Origin of the sequence: Marichromatium sp. AB32 (genome assembly GCF_003718675.1) — a bacterium.
Taxonomy (GTDB): Bacteria; Pseudomonadota; Gammaproteobacteria; order Chromatiales; family Chromatiaceae; genus Marichromatium; species Marichromatium gracile.
Genome location: NZ_RHFJ01000012.1, coordinates 57,818 through 76,309 on the forward strand (window position 1 = coordinate 57,818; position 18,492 = coordinate 76,309).

An 18,492-nucleotide genomic window follows, 5' to 3' on the forward strand; every position below is an offset into this window, starting at 1 on the left:
CATAGGGTCGCACGCTGACCCGATCTGAAGTTTTCCCGTCCGCGCCACAGAGAATCCCGATTCGGGCAGAGGCCGTCCCGTTGCGGTGAGCGGCGTCCTGCAACGGGCCTTTAACCTCAAACAATAATGATTCTCGAATACATTCTTAAGTAGATCGCCGGCGCGTCCCCGGAGCCCGGATCACAGGAGCGGATTCACCACCATGCAAGCCACCGAGTTGATGACCGAACTGGAGACCCTCGGGGTCGCGCTCTGGGCCGAGGACGGCAAGCTGCGCTTTCGTGCCCCCAGCGGCGTGCTCACCGAGGAGCGCATGGCGCACCTGCGCGCGCACCGCGACGACCTCCTCGCCCTGCTTGCCGAGCCGGCCACGGTCGAGGTCGACGCCGACCCGGCGCAGGCCCACGCGCCCTTCGGCCTGACCGATGTGCAGACGGCCTATCTGCTCGGCCGTCACGACTCCTTCGGTTACGGCGGCGTGGCCTGTCACGGCTATCTCGAGGTGCTCTACCCCAGGGTCGAGGACCCGGCGTGCTTCGAGACGGCCTGGAACCAACTGATCGCACGTCACCCGATGCTGCGTGCGGTGATCGCCCCCGAGGGCACCCAGCGGGTACTCGAGACCGTGGCGCACTACGCGCTCCGGGTCGACGACCTGCGCGCGCTCGACACCGCCGCGCGCAAGCACGCCCTCGCCGAGACCCGCGCCGCGCTCGATCACCGTCTCTACGAGACCACCCGCTGGCCGCTGTTCGAGCTGCGCCTGAGCCGCACCGAGGCCGGCGAGATCCTCCACGTCTCGCTCGACTCGCTGATCGCCGACTGGGCCAGCGCCGGCATCCTCTTCGACGAGCTCGACCGCATCCTCGCCGGCGAGGGCGAGGCGCTGCCCGCGCTCGAGATCGGCTTCCGCGACTATCTCGTCGCCGAGCGACGGATGCGCGAGAGCGCCCGCTATCAACGCGACCGTCAGTACTGGATGGCGCGCGTCGACGCCCTGCCGCCGGCCCCCGAGCTGCCGCTCCGGCACGACAGCGGCGAGGGTCCGGCGCGCTTCGCCCGTCATCACGCCCGGCTCGATGCGACGACCTGGGAGCGGCTGCGCGCCCGCGCCGCCGAACACGGCACCACCGCCACCATCCCGGTGCTCGCCGCCTACGCCGCCGTGCTCCAGCGCTGGAGCCGACACCAGGCCTTCTCCCTCAATCTCACCCTGCTCAACCGGCTGCCGCTGCACCCGCAGGTCGAGCGGCTGATCGGCGACTTCACCTCGGTGAGCCTGCTCGAGATCGCACCGCTCGACGGACGCGCGTTCGACGACTGGGCCGCGGCGATCGGCGAGCGGCTGTTCGCCGATCTCGACCACCGGCTGTTCTCCGGCGTCGAGGTGCTGCGCGAGATCACCCGCCGACGCGGCCGCGAGGCGGCGCTGATGCCGGTGGTCTTCACCAGCGCCATCGGGCTCGGCCGGGGCGAGCCGCCGCGCAGCGGTCGGCGCACCCTGCGCGGGCTCACCCAGACCCCGCAGGTGTTGCTCGACTGCCAGGTGATGGACGATCACGACGGGCTGGAGATCAACTGGGACGTGCGCCAGGGCGTCTTCCCCGAGGGCATGGTCGAGGACATGTTCACCGCCTTCACCAGCCTGCTGCGCGCGCTCGCCACCGAGCCGGCGCGCTGGCGCGACCAGGACCCGGTGGCGCTGCCCGAGTGGCAGCGCCAGGAGCGCCGCGCGGCCAACGACACCGCCGCCGCGCTGCCCGAACGCCTGCTCCACCAGGCGGTGTTCGAGCGCGCCGCCGAGCACCCCGGGGCGAGGGCGCTGATCGACGCCCGCGGCACGCTCGACTACGCCACCCTGACGCGCGCCGCCGGCGCCGTCGCCGAGGCGCTGCGCGCGGCCGGTTGTCGACCGGGCGAGCGGGTCGCGGTGGTGATGGAGAAGGGGCGAGAGCAGGTCGTCGCGGTGCTCGGCGCCCTGCTCGCCGGCGCCGTCTATGTGCCGATCGACATCACCCAGCCGGCGCTGCGCCGGGCGCGGATCATCGAGCGCGCCGGGGTCCGGGTGGTGCTCACCCAGTCCTGGCTCGCGCTCGACAGCGGTTGCACGGAGATCGCCGTCGACACCCTGGCGCCCGCCGCCGAGGTGCCGGTGTGTCCCGCCGGCGACCCCGACGCGCTCGCCTACGTGATCCACACCTCCGGCTCGACCGGCGAGCCCAAGGGGGTGATGATCAGTCACCGCGCCGCCTGCAACACCATCGACGACATCAACCGCCGCTTCGGCGTCGACGCCGGTGCACGGGTGCTCGGGCTCGCCCAGCTCGGCTTCGATCTCTCGGTCTACGACCTCTTCGGCACCCTCGGACTCGGCGCCACCCTGGTGCTGCCCGACCCGGCGCGCGGCGCCGACCCCTCGCACTGGGCCGAGCTGATCGCCCGCCACGCGCTGACCCTGTGGAACTCGGTCCCGGCCCAGCTGCAGATGCTCGCCGGTTACCTGGAGAGCGAGCCGCGCGCCCTGCCCTCGCTGCGTCTGGCGCTGCTCTCCGGCGACTGGATCCCGATCACCCTGCCCGAGCAGCTCGCCCGGCTGCTGCCCGATCTGGCGCTGGTCTCGCTCGGCGGCGCCACCGAGGCGGCGATCTGGTCGAACTATCACCGCATCACCCGGGTCGACCCCGACTGGACCAGCATCCCCTACGGCCGACCACTGGCCAACCAGGGGCTGCGGGTGCTCGACGCCGAGCTGCGCGACGTCCCGGTGTGGACCCGGGGTGAGCTCTATCTCGGCGGCGCCGGGCTTGCCCGGGGCTATCTCGGCGATGCCGAGCTGACCGCGGCGCGCTTCATCACTCACCCGCGCGACGGCCAGCGGCTCTATCGCACCGGCGACCTGGCGCGTTACCGCCCTGGCGGCGAGGTCGAGTTCCTCGGTCGCGAGGACGGTCAGGTGAAGCTGCGCGGTCATCGCATCGAACTCGGCGAGGTCGAGAGCGCGCTGCTCGCCCATCCCGACGTCGGCGCCGCCGCGGCGGTGATCAGCGACCCCGGCGCGGGCGAGCGCGCGCTGCTCGGCTTCGTCGAGTGCGCCGCCGTCGAGCGTCCCCCCGAGGACGATCCCGAGCCGCTGCGCCGCGCCGTGGCCCGCTTCGCCGAGCGTCAGTGCGCGCCCCCACCGCGACTCGACGAGGCCAGCGCCGAACTCGAGGCGGCGGCGCGTCAGTCGATGCTCGCCGCCCTCGCCGCCCGGGGGCTGTTCGCCGACACCGAGAGCTGGCACGCCTTCGACGAGATCCTCGAGCGCGCCGCCATCGCCCCGCGTCACCACTGGCTGACGCGCCGCTGGCTCGACCTGCTCGAACGCGGTGGCTGGCTCGAACGCGCTCAGGACGCCGAGCGCTACCGCCTCGCGCGCCCCTTCTGCGCCGCGGCCGCACCGGCGGCCTGGACACGACTGCGCGAACACCACGGCGCGGTCTTCTCATCGGCCTTCATCGACTATCACCTCGCCCATGTCGAGCGGCTCCAGGCGCTGCTCGAGGACCGCGCCGATCCCTTCGCCCTGCTCTTCCCCGAGGGGCGACAGGAGACCGCGCAGGCGATCTATCGCGACGACCTCGCCGCGCGCTACAACAACCAGGCCGCCGCCGCACTGATCAACCGCGTCGTCACCGGGCACGACGAGCGCCATCCGCTGCGCATCCTCGAACTCGGCGCCGGCACCGGCGCCACCACCGCCGAGGTGCTGGCGCTGCTCGAGGGCTACCCGGTCGACTATCTGTTCACCGACATCAGCCCCTTCTTCCTCGGCGAGGCCCGGCGGCGCTGGGGCGAGCGCGCGGGGATGCGCTTCGCCCGCTTCGACCTCGACGGTGATTTCCGCGCCCAGGGGCTGGCGCCCAACGGCGCCGACCTGATCCTCTGCGCCGGCATGCTCAACAGCGTCACCGACCCCGAGCGCGCGCTCGATGCCATCGTCGAACTGCTCGCCCCGGGCGGCTGGCTGGTATTCACCGAGCCGACCGAGGAGCTGGCCCACGTGATGCTCACCCAGGGCTTCATGATGAGCCCGCGGGACGACGGCGCCGGTCGCTTCCTCTCCCGCGAGCGCTGGCGCGCGCTGATCGAGTCGCGCGGCGGCGCACTCGCCGTGGAGCTGCCCGAGGCGGCCCACCCCCTCGCCTGCCGCGGCATGGCGGTGTTCGCCGCGCGCTTCAAGCGCGAGCGCCGCGCCCTCGATCTCGACGACCTCGCCGCCACCCTCGCCCAGCGACTGCCGGCGCCGATGCGCCCCGCGCACCTGCAGATCCTCGACCGTCTGCCGCTCAGCGCCACCGGCAAGATCGACCGCAAGCGCCTCGCCGGACTGCGCCCGGCACCGCTGACCGACGGCGACGAGCACGCCGCGAGCGACGCGCGCGCGCCGGACCCGCTCGAGACCGAACTCTGCGCGATCTGGGCCGATGCCCTGGGGATCGAGCGGATCGCCCCCGAGGAGAACGTCTACGATCGCGGCGCCGACTCGCTGATCCTCGCCCGGGTCGCCGGACGGCTGCGCGAGGAGGTCGACGCCGCCGCGCCCTTCGCCTACGACACCCTGCTGCGTCAGATGCTCAACGAGCCGACGGTGGCCGCGCTCGCCGCCGCGCTGCGCGCCAGCCCCGAGGCCGAGCCGGCCGCGGCGCCGGTGGCGCAGCCGGACCGCGCGGCGGCGAGCGCCGAGAGCAACGCCCGGCTGGTGTCCTTCGGCGGTGGTGATACGGGTCCGCTGCGGGTGATGTTCCACGCCGCGCTCGGCACCCTCGACTACTTCCAGCATCTCGGGCGCGGGCTCGCCGCCCAGCGGCTCGGGCCGGTGGTCGGCATCGCCGTCGCCGACGTCGAGCGCTATCTGGCCATCGACACCCCGGCGCTGATCGAGACCGTCGCCGCCGATTACGCCGCGCGGCTGCGCGCCACCGGCCACACCCGCTTCCAGCTCGTCGGCTACTGCCTCGGCGGGCTGCTCGCCACCGAGACCGCGCGCCGGCTCTTCGAGCAGGGCCTGGAGGTGGTCGACCTCACCCTGGTCGACAGCATCCCGATGTTCATCGACACCGACGAGGAGCTGGCCTTCGAGGCGATCTTCGTCCCCAACCTCAACCTCGATCCGGTGGCGGCGGTGTTCGGCGAGCAGGTCGAGCCCGAGCAGCTCCATCGCGCCATCGCCCGGCTCACCGACAACCCCGAGCGCCGGGTCCCGGCCGGGGCGATGGCCGCGCTCTCCGGCGACCCCGGACTGGAGGCGGTGGCCGCGGCGGTGCGTGCCCGCGAGGCGATCGACCAGGAGACCCGGCTCGCCGGCTATGCCAGCGCCGCCGCCGCCCAGGCCGGGCTGCCGGTCGGCCCCGAGCTGGTCCCGGCACTCTTCCGGGTGTGCCGCCACAGCATGCGCGCGGCGCGCTTCGACCCGCCGCCCTATGTCGGCGACATGACCTTCCTGCGCTGCCGCGAGCAGCAGTCGTTCGGCATCGCCGCCGGGGTCGGGCATCTCGCCGCGCCCTTCTGGCAGGAGGTCTGCCTCGGCGAGTTCCGGCTGATCGACGTCGCCGGCAACCACTTCAGCGTGATCGAGCCGCCGCACGTCGAGCAGGTGCTCGCCCATCTCGGCGCCGCGCTCGGAGCGCAACAGTGAGGGTCGGACTGCTCGGCGCCAGCGGCGAACTCGGCGGCGTCGCCGCGCGCGTCCTGCTCGATGGCGGACTCGACACCCTGCGTCTCGGCGCACGCGATCGGCGCCGCGCCGAGACGCTGGCCGCCGAGCTGCGCCGACGGGCGCCGGGGGCGCGCATCGAGACCCGCGCGGTCGATCTCACCGAACCGGCCTCGGCGCTGGCCTTCGCCGCCGACTGCGGAGTGCTGGTCAACTGCGCCGGTCCGGCCCGCGACACCAGCCGTCATGCCGCGCTCGCCGCCATCGCCGCCGGGGTCGACCTGGTCGACGCCAGCGCCGAGCCGGGGATCGCCGCGCTGTTCGAGCGCGCCCCGGCGCGCACCGCGCTGCTCGGCGCCGGGCTCCAGCCGGGGTTGACCGGGTTGCTGCCACGCTGGCTGGCGGGGCGGGGGTTTGCGCGCGTCACCCGGTTGCGCAGCTATCTGCGGGTGTTCGACCGCTTCACCGCCACCGCCGCGACCGATTTTCTCCACGCCACCGACGCCGGCTGCCTGCCGCTGGCGGCCTGGCGCTCGGGACCGCGCGGCGGCGCGCTGGCGCGGCGCAGCGCGGTCGAGCTGCCCTTCTTCGACGCCCCGGCGACGCTGCTGCCCTATCTCGATCAGGAGGCGATGGCGCTCGCCGGCGCGCTCGGGCTGGAGCACGGCGACTGGTTCAGCGTGGTCAGCGCGCCCCAGGTGCTCGACGCCTTCGACCGCGCCCCCGCGCTGGAGCCGGAGGCGGCACGCGCGGCGCTCGAACGCGCCAGCGCGCTCGACCTGCTCGGGCGTCGCCCGCGCATCCAGCTGCTGGTGGAACTCGCCGGACGCGACCCGGCGGGACGGGCGCTGACCCGCTGCGCCCTGGTCGACGGGGTCGGCAACGCGACCGTCAGCGGCACCCTGATCGCCCTCGCCACCGGGGCGCTGGTCGACGGCGCGCTCACCCCCGGCGCGGGCTTTGCCGCGCTCGCGCTCGACCCCGAGGCGATGCTCGCGGGGCTGCGCGCGCAGCGCGCGATCGAGCCGCCGCAATGGCTCGACGGCGGGGTCGAGGACCTCGCCGTCACCGAGGAGGGCGCGCTGTGACCCTGTTGCCGAGTCAGCAACGGCTGATCGCCGCCATGCCCCGTCCCGCCGCGCCCGAGGCCCTGGCCGCGGCGCTGGCACGGCTCGAGGCGATCAGCCTCGCGGCGATCCTGCGGGTGCTGATCGAGCAGCGCGCGCTCGTCGCCGAGACCGGGCGCGATGCCGCCGCGGTCGCCGCCGCGCTCGGCGCCGCGCCGCGTCACGTCTGGCTGATCGGTCGCTGGCTCGCCGTGCTCGCCGCGCGCGGCCTGATCGCGCACGACGCGCGGGGCTATCGCCGCGCCGCCGAGACAGCGCCCGAGGTCGCCACCGAGGCGCTCGACGCGGCCTATGCCGCGCTCGGCTTCCCGCCGGGGATGGCCGGGCTGCACCGGCTCGCGCTCGGCCATCTCGTCGACCTCGCCCGCGACCGCACCGGCCTGCCCGAGCTGGTGTTTCGCAACGGCGGCGATCTCGCCGACCTCGGCGCCTATCAGCGCAACCACTTCACCGCCGCGCTCAACGCCGTCTGCGCCGAGCTGGTGGCGCTGCGACCACGCCGGGTGGTCGAACTCGGCGCCGGGCTGGGACACACCACCGAGGCGGTGCGCGCACGCCTCGGCGCACTGCCGCCGGATTATCTGTTCACCGACGTCTCGCGCCTGTTCACGCTGGCCGCGGAGCGCCGTCACGGCGTCGACACCGCGCTGCTCGACATCGACCGCGACCCGCGCGAGCAGGGCCGCGCGCCCGGCTCGGCGGCGCTGGTGCTGGCCACCAACGTGCTCCACAACGCCGTCGACGCGGTACGCGCCCTCACCCACATCCGCACCCTGCTCGCCCCCGGCGGCTGGCTGGTGTTCAGCGAGTCGGTCGACGACAGCGCGGCGACGCTCGGCGCCATGCAGTTCCTGCTCTCGCCCGCACCCGGCGCGCCGCGCCCCGGCAGCGGCGACGAGCGCGCACGCGAGGGACGGGTGTTCCTCGACACCGCCGGCTGGCGCCGCGCGCTCGAAGGCGCCGGGCTGGCGATCCATTCCATCCTGCCCGAGGAGGACGACCCGCTGGCCCTGGCCGGTCAGCGGCTGTTCATCGCGCAGGCCTCCGAGGAGTCCGCATGATCCGCTCATCCACCCTGTTCGCGGCGCTCGAAGCCGCCGCCACCACGCCGCGCCTGATCGTCGACGGTCACGTCTGGAGCGGCGCCGCGCTGCTCGAACACGCCGAGCGGCTGGCCGCGCGGCTCGCCGCCGACGGACTCGGCGCCGGCCGGCGTCTCCACTGGCGTCCCGACGACCCGGCGCTGACCCTGCAGGCAGGGCTCGCCTGTCTGCAGCTCGGCGCCGAGCTGCGACTCGACCCCCAGGCGCCGCCGCCCCCGGACCCGGCCGATCTCGCCGGGATCGAGCCGCTGCAGACAGCGCCGCCGGACACCGCGATCGCGCACCCCGGCCCCTGGTTCGGCGCACCGCGCATGCTCGCGCTCCAGGAGACGCCCGCGGCGCTCGCCCTCACCGCCGCGCTCGCCTGCTGGCAGCAAGGCGGCTGCGTACTGTTGCTGCCGGCCGACTGCGCCCCGGCACGCGTGCTCGGACTGCTCGAGCGCGACCGGGTCGATCAGGCGCTGATCGCGCCGACCCGGCTCGACGCGCTGACGGCCCACCCGGCCGCCGTGCTGGCCGATCTCGATGCCCTCGAACGGCTGTTCTGCCCGCTTCTCGACCCCGGCCAGCAAATGCCGCCACAGCAGCTCGGCGTCGACTGCATGTCACTGGTCGAGACCGGCGATGGCTGGACGATCGCCACCCCGACGGCGCGACTGGAGGCCGAGGCGCGCGCCCTGCCCGAGCTGGCCGAGGCGGTCGCACTCGAGCGCCCGGGGACGACACCGCGACTGGTCGCGGTCCCCGCCCCGGCGCGCACCGCCCTCCCGACCCTGCCCGAGGACCGGGCGATCGACATCGGCATGACCGCCGACGACCTCGATCACGCCGTCGCGCTCACCGAGCGGCTCGCCCGGATCGCCCTCGACTCGATGCTCAACGCACTCTGGCGCGGCGGTCTGTTCACCGATTCCGAGACGATCCACGCCCCCGACGAGGTGCTGCGCCGGGCCGGGGTCGCCCCCGCCCATCGCGCCCTGGTCGGGCGCTGGCTCGAGGTGTTGCGCGCAGAAGGGCTGCTGGCCGCCGAGGCCACAGGCGCGCTGCGCTCGACCCGCCCGCCGAGCGCCTACGACGATGCGGCGCTCGCCACCGCCTGGACGGCGATCGAGGAGGCGTGGCGCGACTGTCTCGGCAGCGCCGAGACCATCGTCTACGCCCGCGACAACGCCGCGCGCCTGCCGGCGCTGCTGCGCGACGAGCACCGGGCGGTGCACCTGCTCTTCCCCGAGGGGCGCACCGAGCGCGCCGCCGCGCTCTATCGCGAGTCGGTCGTCGGTCGCTACCAGCACCGCGCCATGGCCGAGCTGGCAGCGTGCATCGCCGCCGCGCACCCGCGCGGGCGGGCGCTGCGGGTGCTCGAGGTCGGCGCCGGCACCGGCGCGACCACGGAGCAGGTGTTGCCGGCGCTCGCCGGGTACGCGGTCGACTATCGTTTCACCGACGTCTCCGCCTTCTTCCTCGATCGTGCCGCCCCCCTGCTCGCGCCCTATCCCTGGGTGCGGCGCGGCCTGCACGACATCGACCGCGACCCCGCCGAGCAGGGGCTGGCCGCGGCGCGCTTCGACCTGATCCTCGCCGGCGGGGTGCTCAACGCCGCGCGCGACACCGACGCCTCGGTGCGCTGGCTCGGCGAGCTGCTGGCCCCCGGCGGCTGGCTGCTGCTCTCCGAGCCGACCCGCGAGGAGTATTGGGTGATGGCCTCGCAGGCGCTGATGCTCAGCGAGGCGAGCGACGCGCGCGCCGACGCCCGCGCCACCTTCCTCGATCTGGCGCAGTGGCGCGCGGTGCTCGACGGCGCCGGTCTCGAGCGGGTGCGCGAGCTGCCCGGTCCCGATCACCCGCTCGATCGGCTCGGTCATCGGGTGTTCGCCACCCGCCGGCCAGCGGCACCAGCGAGCGCCGCGACCCTGGCCGCACGACTCTCCGCGCCCTGCGATCTGACGCTGGTCGCGCACCTGCCGCGCACGCCCTCGGGCGCGATCGACCGCGCCCGGCTGGCGCGAGAGACCGCGATCGAGACGGAGGCCCACGCATGAGCACCAGCCACCCCGCCAAGGTCGTGGTCGCCGGCACCGGCTTCGGTCGTGTCTATCTCGAGGCGGTGCGCTCGGCGCCCGAGCGCTACACCCTCGCCGGCATCCTCGTCCGCGGCAGCGACTACTCCCGGGCGCTCGCCGGCGAGCTCGGCGTGCCCTGCTACACCGATCCCGAGCAGATTCCCGGGGATGTCGCCATCGTCTGCGTGGTGGTGCCCTCGGGGGCGACCGGCGGGCCGGGCGCGGAGATCGCCCAGCGGCTGCTCGCCCGTGGCGTGCACGTCCTCCAGGAGCACCCGGTGCACGCCACCGAGATCACCGCCTGCCTGCGCGCCGCGCGCGCCGGCAACGCCGCCTATGCGGTCAACACCCTCTACCCCAACCTCGCGCCGGTGCGACAGTTCATCGACACCGCCGCGCGGCTGCGCGCCCAGCAGCGCATCCTCTGTGTCGACGCCGCCTGCAACAGCCAGGTCAGCTACCCCTTGCTCGACCTCATCGGTCACGCCCTCGGCGGGCTGCGACCCTGGTCGTTCACCGACTGCCCGCCGCCGCCCGGTCAGCCGTTCCGACAGCTCTATGCCGAACTCGCCGGGGTGCCGGTGACGCTGCGCGTGCACAACCAGGTCCACCCCGAGGACCCGGACAACCACGGGTTGCTGATGCACCGGGTGTCGCTGTTCTGCGAGGGCGGCGTGCTCACCCTCGCCGACACCCACGGCCCGGTGCTGTGGAACGCGCGGCTGCACGCGCCGCGCGATGCCAGCGGTCGGCTGCGCCTTGCCGGTCCCGGCACCGAGCGGCTCGACACCCCGAGCACCAGCCTGATCGACGGTCTGCCGACGCCGACCTTCCACCACATCTTCGCCCACACCTGGCCCGATGCCGTGGTGCATGCGCTCGATGCGCTGCGCGCCGACATCGCCGAGCCGGGCAGACGCGCGCGTGCCGGACGCTGGGCGCTCGACGTCTCGCTCGCCTGGCGCGAGCTTGCCTCGCGGATCGGCGTCCCCGAGCTGATCCGCCCCGATCCACCCCGCCCCGTGGCGCTGGAGACGCTGCTGGGCGAGCCTTGCGAGGAGCCGCGATGAAGACCCGTTGCAGTCATGTCCTGGTGCGGGTGAACGACCTGCACCGCGCCGTCGACGACTACCGTCGGCTCGGTTTCCAGGTCGACTACGCCACCCCGCGCGAGCGCGCGCAGCACGCCCATGTGTGGTTCAGCGACGGCCCGGTGATCGAGTTGCTCACCACCCCGGCCAACGCCCGCTGGTTCAAGTGGCCGATCGACCTGATCGCCGGGCGTGGCGCGGGACGGCGGATGATCGGCTGGAGCGCGCGCGGCGAGGGCTTCTGCGACCTCGCCGTGGTCACCGACTCGGGGCTGTTCGACGCCACCCGCAAGACCCTGTGCGCCGCCGGCATCCCGATCGGTCGCGCGGTACGCTGGCGCCGACGTCGCGCCGACGGAAGCGAGACCCGCTTCAGCTTCGCCTATCCGCGCGACCCGGCGCTGCCCTTCATGGTCAGCCCCTACCAGCCGCGCCAGCACCCGGCGACGATCCGTCATGCCAACGGCGCCAGCCGTCTCAGTCGGGTACGGCTGGGCGCGCCCGTCGAGCGTCATGCCGAGATCCGCCGCATCATCGGCGATGATCCGACCATCGTGCTCGAGGATGCGCCGAGCAGCGGGGTCAGGACGATCGAACTCACCGGCCTGACCGAAACGCTCGACCCCGCGCTGCTGCACGGCGCGACAATCCGGGCGGCATCGGCCGAACAGGATTGCAAATAAGATTAATTCTTGTTTACGATACTCCCCCATCCCCAACAGGGTCGTGCCCGCGCCGTCCACCGCGATCGCGTGGGCGCTGCCCGTGTCGGCGACCCCATCACGACCGACGCCAGCGGTCATTGCGTTCAGGAGGGAGGAATGTCTTGTCTACAGGAATCATCGTCCGCGGCGGGGCACCGTCTGCCCAGACCCGCACCGCGGGTCCACGAGGCCCTGCCGGGCGTCCAGGGCTGGTCGATCGAGGTCTGTCCGGGGATGACCGCCGCGCTCTACAGCGGTAACGGACAGCGCGAGACCCAGGCGGTGGTGGTCAACACCAGCCACCAGGTGCACTTCACCTGTCTGTTGCGCGAGGCCTCGCAGGCGCGGGTGCGCGATCGGGTGTTCTGCCCCAAGGTCGGCGAGGGCTGCATCGGCTACGCCCCGGACGAACGCTTCGCGGTACGTTACGGCGCCCAGTACCAGCAGATCGATCTGGCGCTCAGCCCCGAGCTGCTCGGCGAACTCGTCGGCGAGGACTTCGGCCAGGTCAGCGAGGCGATCGCGCAGGGCTTCCTGATGCGCGCCAGCCGTCCCGGCAACCGCACCATCGCCGCCGCCACCCGCCTCGCCCAGCGTATCCAGCAACCCGAGCCGCTGCTGCTGCACGCCGCCGCGCTCGAGTATCTCGGCTGGCTGCTGCACGGGCTCACCCCCGACGAACGCGATCCGCGCACCCCGCTGCGCGAGCGCCGTTGTCTGCTCGCCGCGCGCGAGCGTCTGCTCAGCAACCTCAGCGAACCGCCGACCATCGCCGAGCTGGCCCAGGACACCGGGCTCAACCAGCTCAAGCTCAAGCAGGGCTTCAAGGCGCTGTTCGGCACCAGCATCTACGCCCTCTTCCAGCAACATCGCATGGACCGTGCCCGCCAACTGCTGCGCCAGCACAGCGTCACCGAGACCGCACTGATGCTCGGCTACAGCAACATCAGCCACTTCAGCGCCGCCTTCCGCAAGCAGTTCGGGGTGCTGCCGAGCGAGACCCGCAAGCACTATCTCGGCAACGCCGGCGCCGACTGAGCCGCGTCCCAGTTCAGTTGCCACCAATCCACCTGCGTCCAGGGACGCGCGCAGGCCAGCGCCAGATGCACGCCGCTGTCGAGACACCGGTGGCGCGCCTGCCAGCAACGCCCGCGCCAGCGACAGCGATAGCGCCCGTCGCCCTCGGGGCGAAGCGCCAGTGCGGCGAACTCGATCCCGAGCCCGAGACCGACGCCCTTGGCGATCGCCTCCTTCAGCGTCCAGGCGATGTAGAAGCCCTGCTCGGCCGACACCGGCGCCGGCACCAGCCGATCCTCCGGGTGGCCGATGGCGATCCCCGCGATACCGCCGCGGCGCACCGCCGGTTGCTCCAGATCGACCCCGACCGCCCCACTTGGGTCGCAGGCGAGCGCCACCCAGTCGCCGGCGTGCGACAGGTTGAAGGCGAGCGCGCCGCTCGCCAGCGCGGGCTTGCCGTGGGCCTCGCACACCAGCGCCAACGCCCCGGGTGACTCACCGAGCAGCGCCGCCAGCACCCGCCGCTTGAGCGCGTGCGCGCTCGCGCAACGCAGCCGGTCGGCGGGCCGGCGATAGCGCGCGCAACGCGCGCGTTCCGCCGCCGACAGCCAGGGCGCGAGCGCCTCGCCGCTCGGCGCCAGGGGCGCCATCACCACCAGGGGCCGATCCAGCCCGCCGGCCAGCACCGACTCGACCCCGGACCAGGGGCACTCGCGCCAGTCACCATCCAACACTCACGTCATCCTCCATCCGACATCGCGCCTGGAGCGCCGATCCGATCTCCGCCGGGAAGAATCCCGATCGGGGTTCACGGCTGCCGATCCGGGGAGTCGGCCACCGATATAGCAAATGATAATTGATATCAAATAAGCCTTCAGCCATCCGTCCCTGCACGGTGCAGATGGCGCATCGTTCTCTCGCCCGACAACCCCGGAGACCCTCCATGGACCACACCCTCGCGTTCTGGCCGCCCGAGACGGCGCAAAGCTATCGGGACAAAGGCTACTGGGAACCGCTGACCCTGGGCGAGCAACTGCGCCGCTGGGCCGTGACCCAGGGCGAGCGCACCGCGCTGATCGCCGGCGACGCGCGCCTGAGCTACGCCGCGCTCGACGCCCGTGTCGACCGTCTCGCCGCGGCGCTGCACGGGCGCGGCATCGCGCTCGGCGACCGGGTGCTGGTACAGCTGCCCAACGACCTGCCGCTGGTGCTCACCACCCTGGCGCTGCTGCGCCTCGGCGCGGTGCCGATCATGGTGATGACCGCGCTGCGCGAGCGCGAGCTGGCCGCGCTCGGCGCGCTGGCCGAGCCGGTCGCCTGCGTCGTCCCGGACCGCTTCCACGGCTTCGATCATCGCGCCCTGGCCGAGCGCATCCAGGCCGGGCTGCCGAGCTTGCAGGAGATCGTCGTGGTCGGCGAGGCCGGGCCGCACACCGCCTTCGCCGCGCTCGACGCCGAGCCCCTCGACCTGCCCCGGCCCGACCCCGAGTCGATCGCGCTGCTGCTGCTCTCCGGCGGCACCACCGACGTGCCCAAGCTGATCCCGCGCACCCATGTCGACTACGCCTACAACGCCCGGCGCGCCGCCGAGATCAGCGGGCTCGACGCCGACAGCGTCTATCTCGCCGCGCTGCCGGTGGCCCACAACTTCCCGCTCGCCAGCCCCGGCATCCTCGGCACCTTCTGCACCGGCGGCCGGGTGGTGCTCGCCCGCACCCCGGGCTTCGACGAGACCTTCCCGCTGATCGCCCGCGAGCGCGTCACCCACACCGCGCTGGTCCCGGCGCTGGTGCCGCTGTGGCTGCAGGCGCGCGAGTGGGACGACACCGATCTGTCGAGCCTCCAGGTGCTCCAGGTCGGCGGCGCCCGGCTCGAGCCCGAGACCGCCGCGCGCATCCGCCCCGAACTCGGCTGCACGCTGCAACAGGTCTTCGGCATGGCCGAGGGGCTGCTCTGCTTCACCGGGTTCGACGATCCCGACAGCATCGTGCTGCACACCCAGGGGCGACCGATGTGCGCCGACGACGATGTCCGCATCGTCGACGCGAATGGTCACGAGGTCGCCCCCGGCGAGGCCGGCGAGCTGCTGGTGCGCGGCCCCTATACCATCCGTGGCTACTATCGCGCCGAGGCCCACAACCGCATCGCCTTCACCAGCGATGGCTATTACCGCTCCGGCGACAAGGTGCGACGCACCGCCGAGGGCGCGCTCGTCGTCGAGGGACGGATCAAGGACCAGATCAACCGCGCCGGGGAGAAGATCGCCGCCGCCGAGATCGAGGCCCTGCTCGTCGAGCACCCGGCGATCCGCGAGGCGGCGCTGGTGGCGCTGCCCGATCCACGACTCGGCGAGAGCGCCTGCGCCTGCGTGCTCGGCGACGACCCGACACTCGATCTCGCCGCGCTCCACCGCTTTCTCGCCGCGCGCGATCTGCCCCGTCACAAGTGGCCCGACCGTCTGGAGCACCTCGACGGCTGGCCGCTGACGGCGATCGGCAAGATCGACAAACAGGCGCTGCGCACGCGCTTGCAACCGGCGACCGAGCGCCCCGCGCCGCGCGCCTATCTCGAGCACCGGCTACGCATCGTCGGCGACCCGCTGCAACTGGCCACGCGTCTCGCCCAGGCCGGGCTCGACGACACCCTGACGCTCTACGAGCGCGACGGCGAGTGGTCGCTGGGCATCGGCGTCGCCGCACGCCTCGACCTCAACCTCGAACGGGTGCGTATCCGCTACGACGAGGAGACGCGGAGCTGGCCGCTCGAGGACTTCCCCAGCGCGGTCGAGGCGGCGCTCGCGGCACTGCCCTTCAGCGGCTGGCGCGCCTACGGCATGGCCCGCTTCGAGCTTGCGCGACGCTTCCACGGCCTGCCCGACGCGGACACCCGCACCGAGCTGCTGCAACTGGTGGTGCCCGCGCGCGAGATCCGGCTGCGCGAGGGCGAAGCGCTGCTGCGCGGGCTCTCGCAGCAGGACCTCGACGCCCTCGCCGAGACCCTCGGACGGCTCGACAGCGACCGACCCGAGACCCCCGACCTGCCGGTGCGCGCGGTCCAGGCCCCGGTCGCCCACGAGCACGGCGAGGCCTATCAGCAGATGGTCGCCGCGGCGGTGGCCGAGATCCAGGACGGCCAGTACCAGAAGGTGATCCTGTCGCGCCGGGTCGGCATCCCCGAGCCGATCGACCCGATCACCAGCTATCTCGCCGGGCGACGCAACAACACCCCGGCGCGCTCCTTCCTGTTGCTGTGGCCGGGCTTCCGCGCCGCCGGATTCAGCCCGGAGACGGTGCTCGAGGTCTCGGCCGAGGGCTGGGTGAGCACCCAGCCGCTGGCCGGTACCCGCGCGCTCGGCGAGACCCCGGAGGAGGAGTCGGCGCTGCGCGCCGAGCTGCTCACCGATCTCAAGGAGGTCGCCGAGCACGCCATCTCGGTCAAGCTCTCGTTCGAGGAGCTGGAGGCGGTCTGCGACCCGCGGACCATCCAGGTCTCGGAGCTGATGTCGGTGGCGCGACGCGGCTCGGTACAGCACCTCGGCTCGCGCGCCGGCGGTCGGCTCGCCCCCGGCGCCAACCCCTGGCACGCCTTCCAGTCGCTGTTCCCGGCGGTCACCGCCTCGGGCATCCCCAAGCGCGAGGCGATCGACGCCATCGGCCGTCACGAGACACAGCCACGCGGGCTCTACAGCGGCTCGGTGCTCACCGTCGACAGCGACGGCACCCTCGACGCGGCGCTGGTGCTGCGCGCCTTCTACGAGCAGGGCGGTCGGCAGTGGTTGCAGGCCGGCGCCGGGCTGATCGCACTCTCCACCCCGCAGCGCGAGCTGCAGGAGACCCGCGAGAAGCTCGCCGGGGTCTGCGCCACCCTGTTCGCCCCGGCGCTGGCCGCCAACGACCAGCCCGAGGAGGCCCGCGCGTCATGAGTACCTGCGCCGCCATCGCCCCCGAGACGGTGCGCGAGCAGGTCTGCGCGCTGCTGCCGCTGCCCGCCGCCGAGGTCGCCGCCGAGGACAACCTGATCGCGCTCGGGCTCGACTCGCTGCACGTGATGCGGCTGGTCAGCCAGTGGCGTCGCGCCGGCGCCGAGATCGGCTTTGCCGAGCTGATCGAGCGCCCCACGCTCGCCGCCTGGCAGGGGCTGCTCGGCGCCGCGCCGGCGCCGACAGCGCCGGCGCCGACAGCGCCCGGGCACGACCCCGCCGCGCCCTTCGCGCTGACCGACGTCCAGCACGCCTACTGGATCGGTCGGCAGGACGGCCAGCCGCTCGGCGGGGTCGGCTGTCACGCCTATCTCGAACTCGATGGCGACGCGCTCGACCCGGCGCGGCTCGACGCCGCCTGGCGCGCCCTGCTCGCCCATCACCCGATGCTGCGCGCGCGCTTCGACGACCAGGGACGCCAGCGGATCGCGGCGCAGAGCGGCTGCGCGCCGCTCGCCGTCCACGACCTGCGCACGCTCGACCCGGCGAGCCGCGCGCAACGCCTGGAGACGATCCGCGAGGCGCTCTCGCACCGCCGTCTCGCCGTCGAGCGCGGCGAGGTCGCGGGGCTCGCGCTGAGCCTGTTGCCCGAGGGTCGCGGTCGGGTCCATCTCGACCTCGACCTGCTGGTGGCCGATGTCGAGAGCCTGCGTATCCTGCTGCGCGATCTGGCCAGGCTCTACGCCGCGGACGCGCCCCCGGCGGCGCCCGCCGGGTGGAGCTTCGCGGACTATCTGGCGGCGGTCGAGACGCGCGCCGCGCCGCGCCGTGAGGCCGATCGCGACTACTGGCGGGCACGCGCCGCGCCCCTCCCCGCCGGTCCGCAACTGCCGCTGCGCCAGGCCCCGGAGACGATCGACCGACCCCGCTTCCGCCGCCGCCGGCACTGGCTCGATGTCGCCGACTGGCGACGCCTCGGCGAGCACGCCCAGGCCCGCGGTCTGACCCCGGCGCTGGTGCTCGCCACCGCCTATGCCGAGGTGCTCGCACGCTGGAGCGCCGAGCCCAGGCTCTCGCTCAACCTGCCGCTGTTCGACCGCCACGACGACCTCCCCGGCGCGGCCGAGGCGGTGGCCGACTTCACCAGCCTGCTGCTGCTCGAGGTCGACTGCGCCACGCCGCGCGACTTCGCCGCGCGCGCCGCGACGGTCCAGCGCCAGTTCCATGCCGACATGGCCCACGCCGGCTATTGCGGCGTGCGGGTGCAGCGCGACCTCGCCCACCTGCGTGGCGGCGACGGTTTCGCCGCCCCGGTGGTGTTCGCCTGCAACCTCGGCGCGCCGCTGCTCGACGACGACACCCGCGCGACCCTCGGCGCGTTCGACTACATGATCTCGCAGACCCCGCAGGTGTGGCTCGACCATCAGGTCTACGAACAGGACGGCGCCCTGCTGCTCGCCTGGGACGCGGTCGAGGCGCTGTTCCCCGAGGGCATGATCGACGCCATGTTCGCGGCCTACACCGAGCTGCTCACGCGCCTGGCGCGCAGCGAACGGGCCTGGTCCGAGCCGGCGATGCTGCCGCTCCCCGAGGCGCAGCGTCGGGTCCGCAGCGAGGTCAACGCCACCGCGCTGGCGCTCCCCCCGCGTCTGCTCCACGCCGGGCTCTTCGCCACCGCGCGGCGCGAGCCCGGGCGCCCGGCGCTGTTCGACGGCGAGCGGGTGATCGACCACGGCGAACTCGCCGCCGCGGCGCTGCGCATCGCCGGCTGGCTGC

Annotated in this window: 10 protein-coding genes; 9 read left to right on the forward strand and 1 reads right to left on the reverse strand. The window is 73.6% G+C overall.

Translation table 11 applies throughout. The features are described from left to right. The first annotated feature begins 202 nt into the window (after positions 1-202). From EBL85_RS06010 to EBL85_RS06040, 7 genes are all read left to right on the forward strand, one after another. Positions 203-5,677: a non-ribosomal peptide synthetase gene (locus tag EBL85_RS06010; protein ID WP_123142418.1), complete on the forward strand. Its 5,475-nt coding sequence runs from the start codon at positions 203-205 to the stop codon at positions 5,675-5,677. Beyond that, the gene (locus EBL85_RS06015; protein WP_190288047.1) at positions 5,674-6,783 is read left to right on the forward strand and encodes a saccharopine dehydrogenase NADP-binding domain-containing protein; all 1,110 of its coding nucleotides are present in this window, start codon (positions 5,674-5,676) and stop codon (positions 6,781-6,783) included. The genes EBL85_RS06010 and EBL85_RS06015 overlap by 4 nt, the downstream gene beginning before the upstream one ends. Then, positions 6,780-7,883 carry a trans-aconitate 2-methyltransferase gene (locus EBL85_RS06020; RefSeq protein ID WP_190288048.1) on the forward strand — a complete coding sequence of 368 codons (1,104 nt, stop codon included), beginning with the start codon at positions 6,780-6,782 and terminating at the stop codon, positions 7,881-7,883. The genes EBL85_RS06015 and EBL85_RS06020 overlap by 4 nt, the downstream gene beginning before the upstream one ends. Next, complete coding sequence (locus tag EBL85_RS06025; RefSeq protein ID WP_123142420.1) at positions 7,880-9,964, forward strand: class I SAM-dependent methyltransferase; 2,085 nt, start codon at positions 7,880-7,882, stop codon at positions 9,962-9,964. The genes EBL85_RS06020 and EBL85_RS06025 overlap by 4 nt, the downstream gene beginning before the upstream one ends. Then, on the forward strand, positions 9,961-11,055 hold the full coding sequence (locus EBL85_RS06030; protein WP_123142421.1) for a Gfo/Idh/MocA family oxidoreductase: 1,095 nt from the start codon (positions 9,961-9,963) through the stop codon (positions 11,053-11,055). The genes EBL85_RS06025 and EBL85_RS06030 overlap by 4 nt, the downstream gene beginning before the upstream one ends. Next, a complete protein-coding gene (locus EBL85_RS06035) occupies positions 11,052-11,759 on the forward strand; it encodes a VOC family protein (protein WP_123140926.1) in 708 nt (235 codons plus the stop codon). Before EBL85_RS06030 ends, EBL85_RS06035 begins: the two co-directional genes overlap by 4 nt. 138 nt (positions 11,760-11,897) lie before the next feature. Further along, positions 11,898-12,818 carry an AraC family transcriptional regulator gene (locus EBL85_RS06040; RefSeq protein WP_123140925.1) on the forward strand — a complete coding sequence of 307 codons (921 nt, stop codon included), beginning with the start codon at positions 11,898-11,900 and terminating at the stop codon, positions 12,816-12,818. On the opposite strand, the gene EBL85_RS06045 is transcribed toward EBL85_RS06040, so the two are convergent. Further along, on the reverse strand, positions 12,791-13,531 hold the full coding sequence (locus tag EBL85_RS06045) for a 4'-phosphopantetheinyl transferase superfamily protein (protein WP_148040520.1): 741 nt from the start codon (positions 13,529-13,531) through the stop codon (positions 12,791-12,793). The genes EBL85_RS06040 and EBL85_RS06045 overlap by 28 nt on opposite strands. Positions 13,532-13,740: 209 nt before the next feature. On the opposite strand from EBL85_RS06045, the gene EBL85_RS17580 reads away from it, so the two are divergent. Both EBL85_RS17580 and EBL85_RS06055 read left to right on the forward strand, forming a co-directional pair. Further along, positions 13,741-16,719: a salicylate synthase gene (locus EBL85_RS17580; protein WP_123142423.1), complete on the forward strand. Its 2,979-nt coding sequence runs from the start codon at positions 13,741-13,743 to the stop codon at positions 16,717-16,719. Next, a partial coding sequence (locus EBL85_RS06055; RefSeq protein ID WP_223806073.1) for a condensation domain-containing protein occupies positions 16,716-18,492 on the forward strand: 1,777 nt, incomplete at its 3' end. The genes EBL85_RS17580 and EBL85_RS06055, both read left to right, overlap by 4 nt.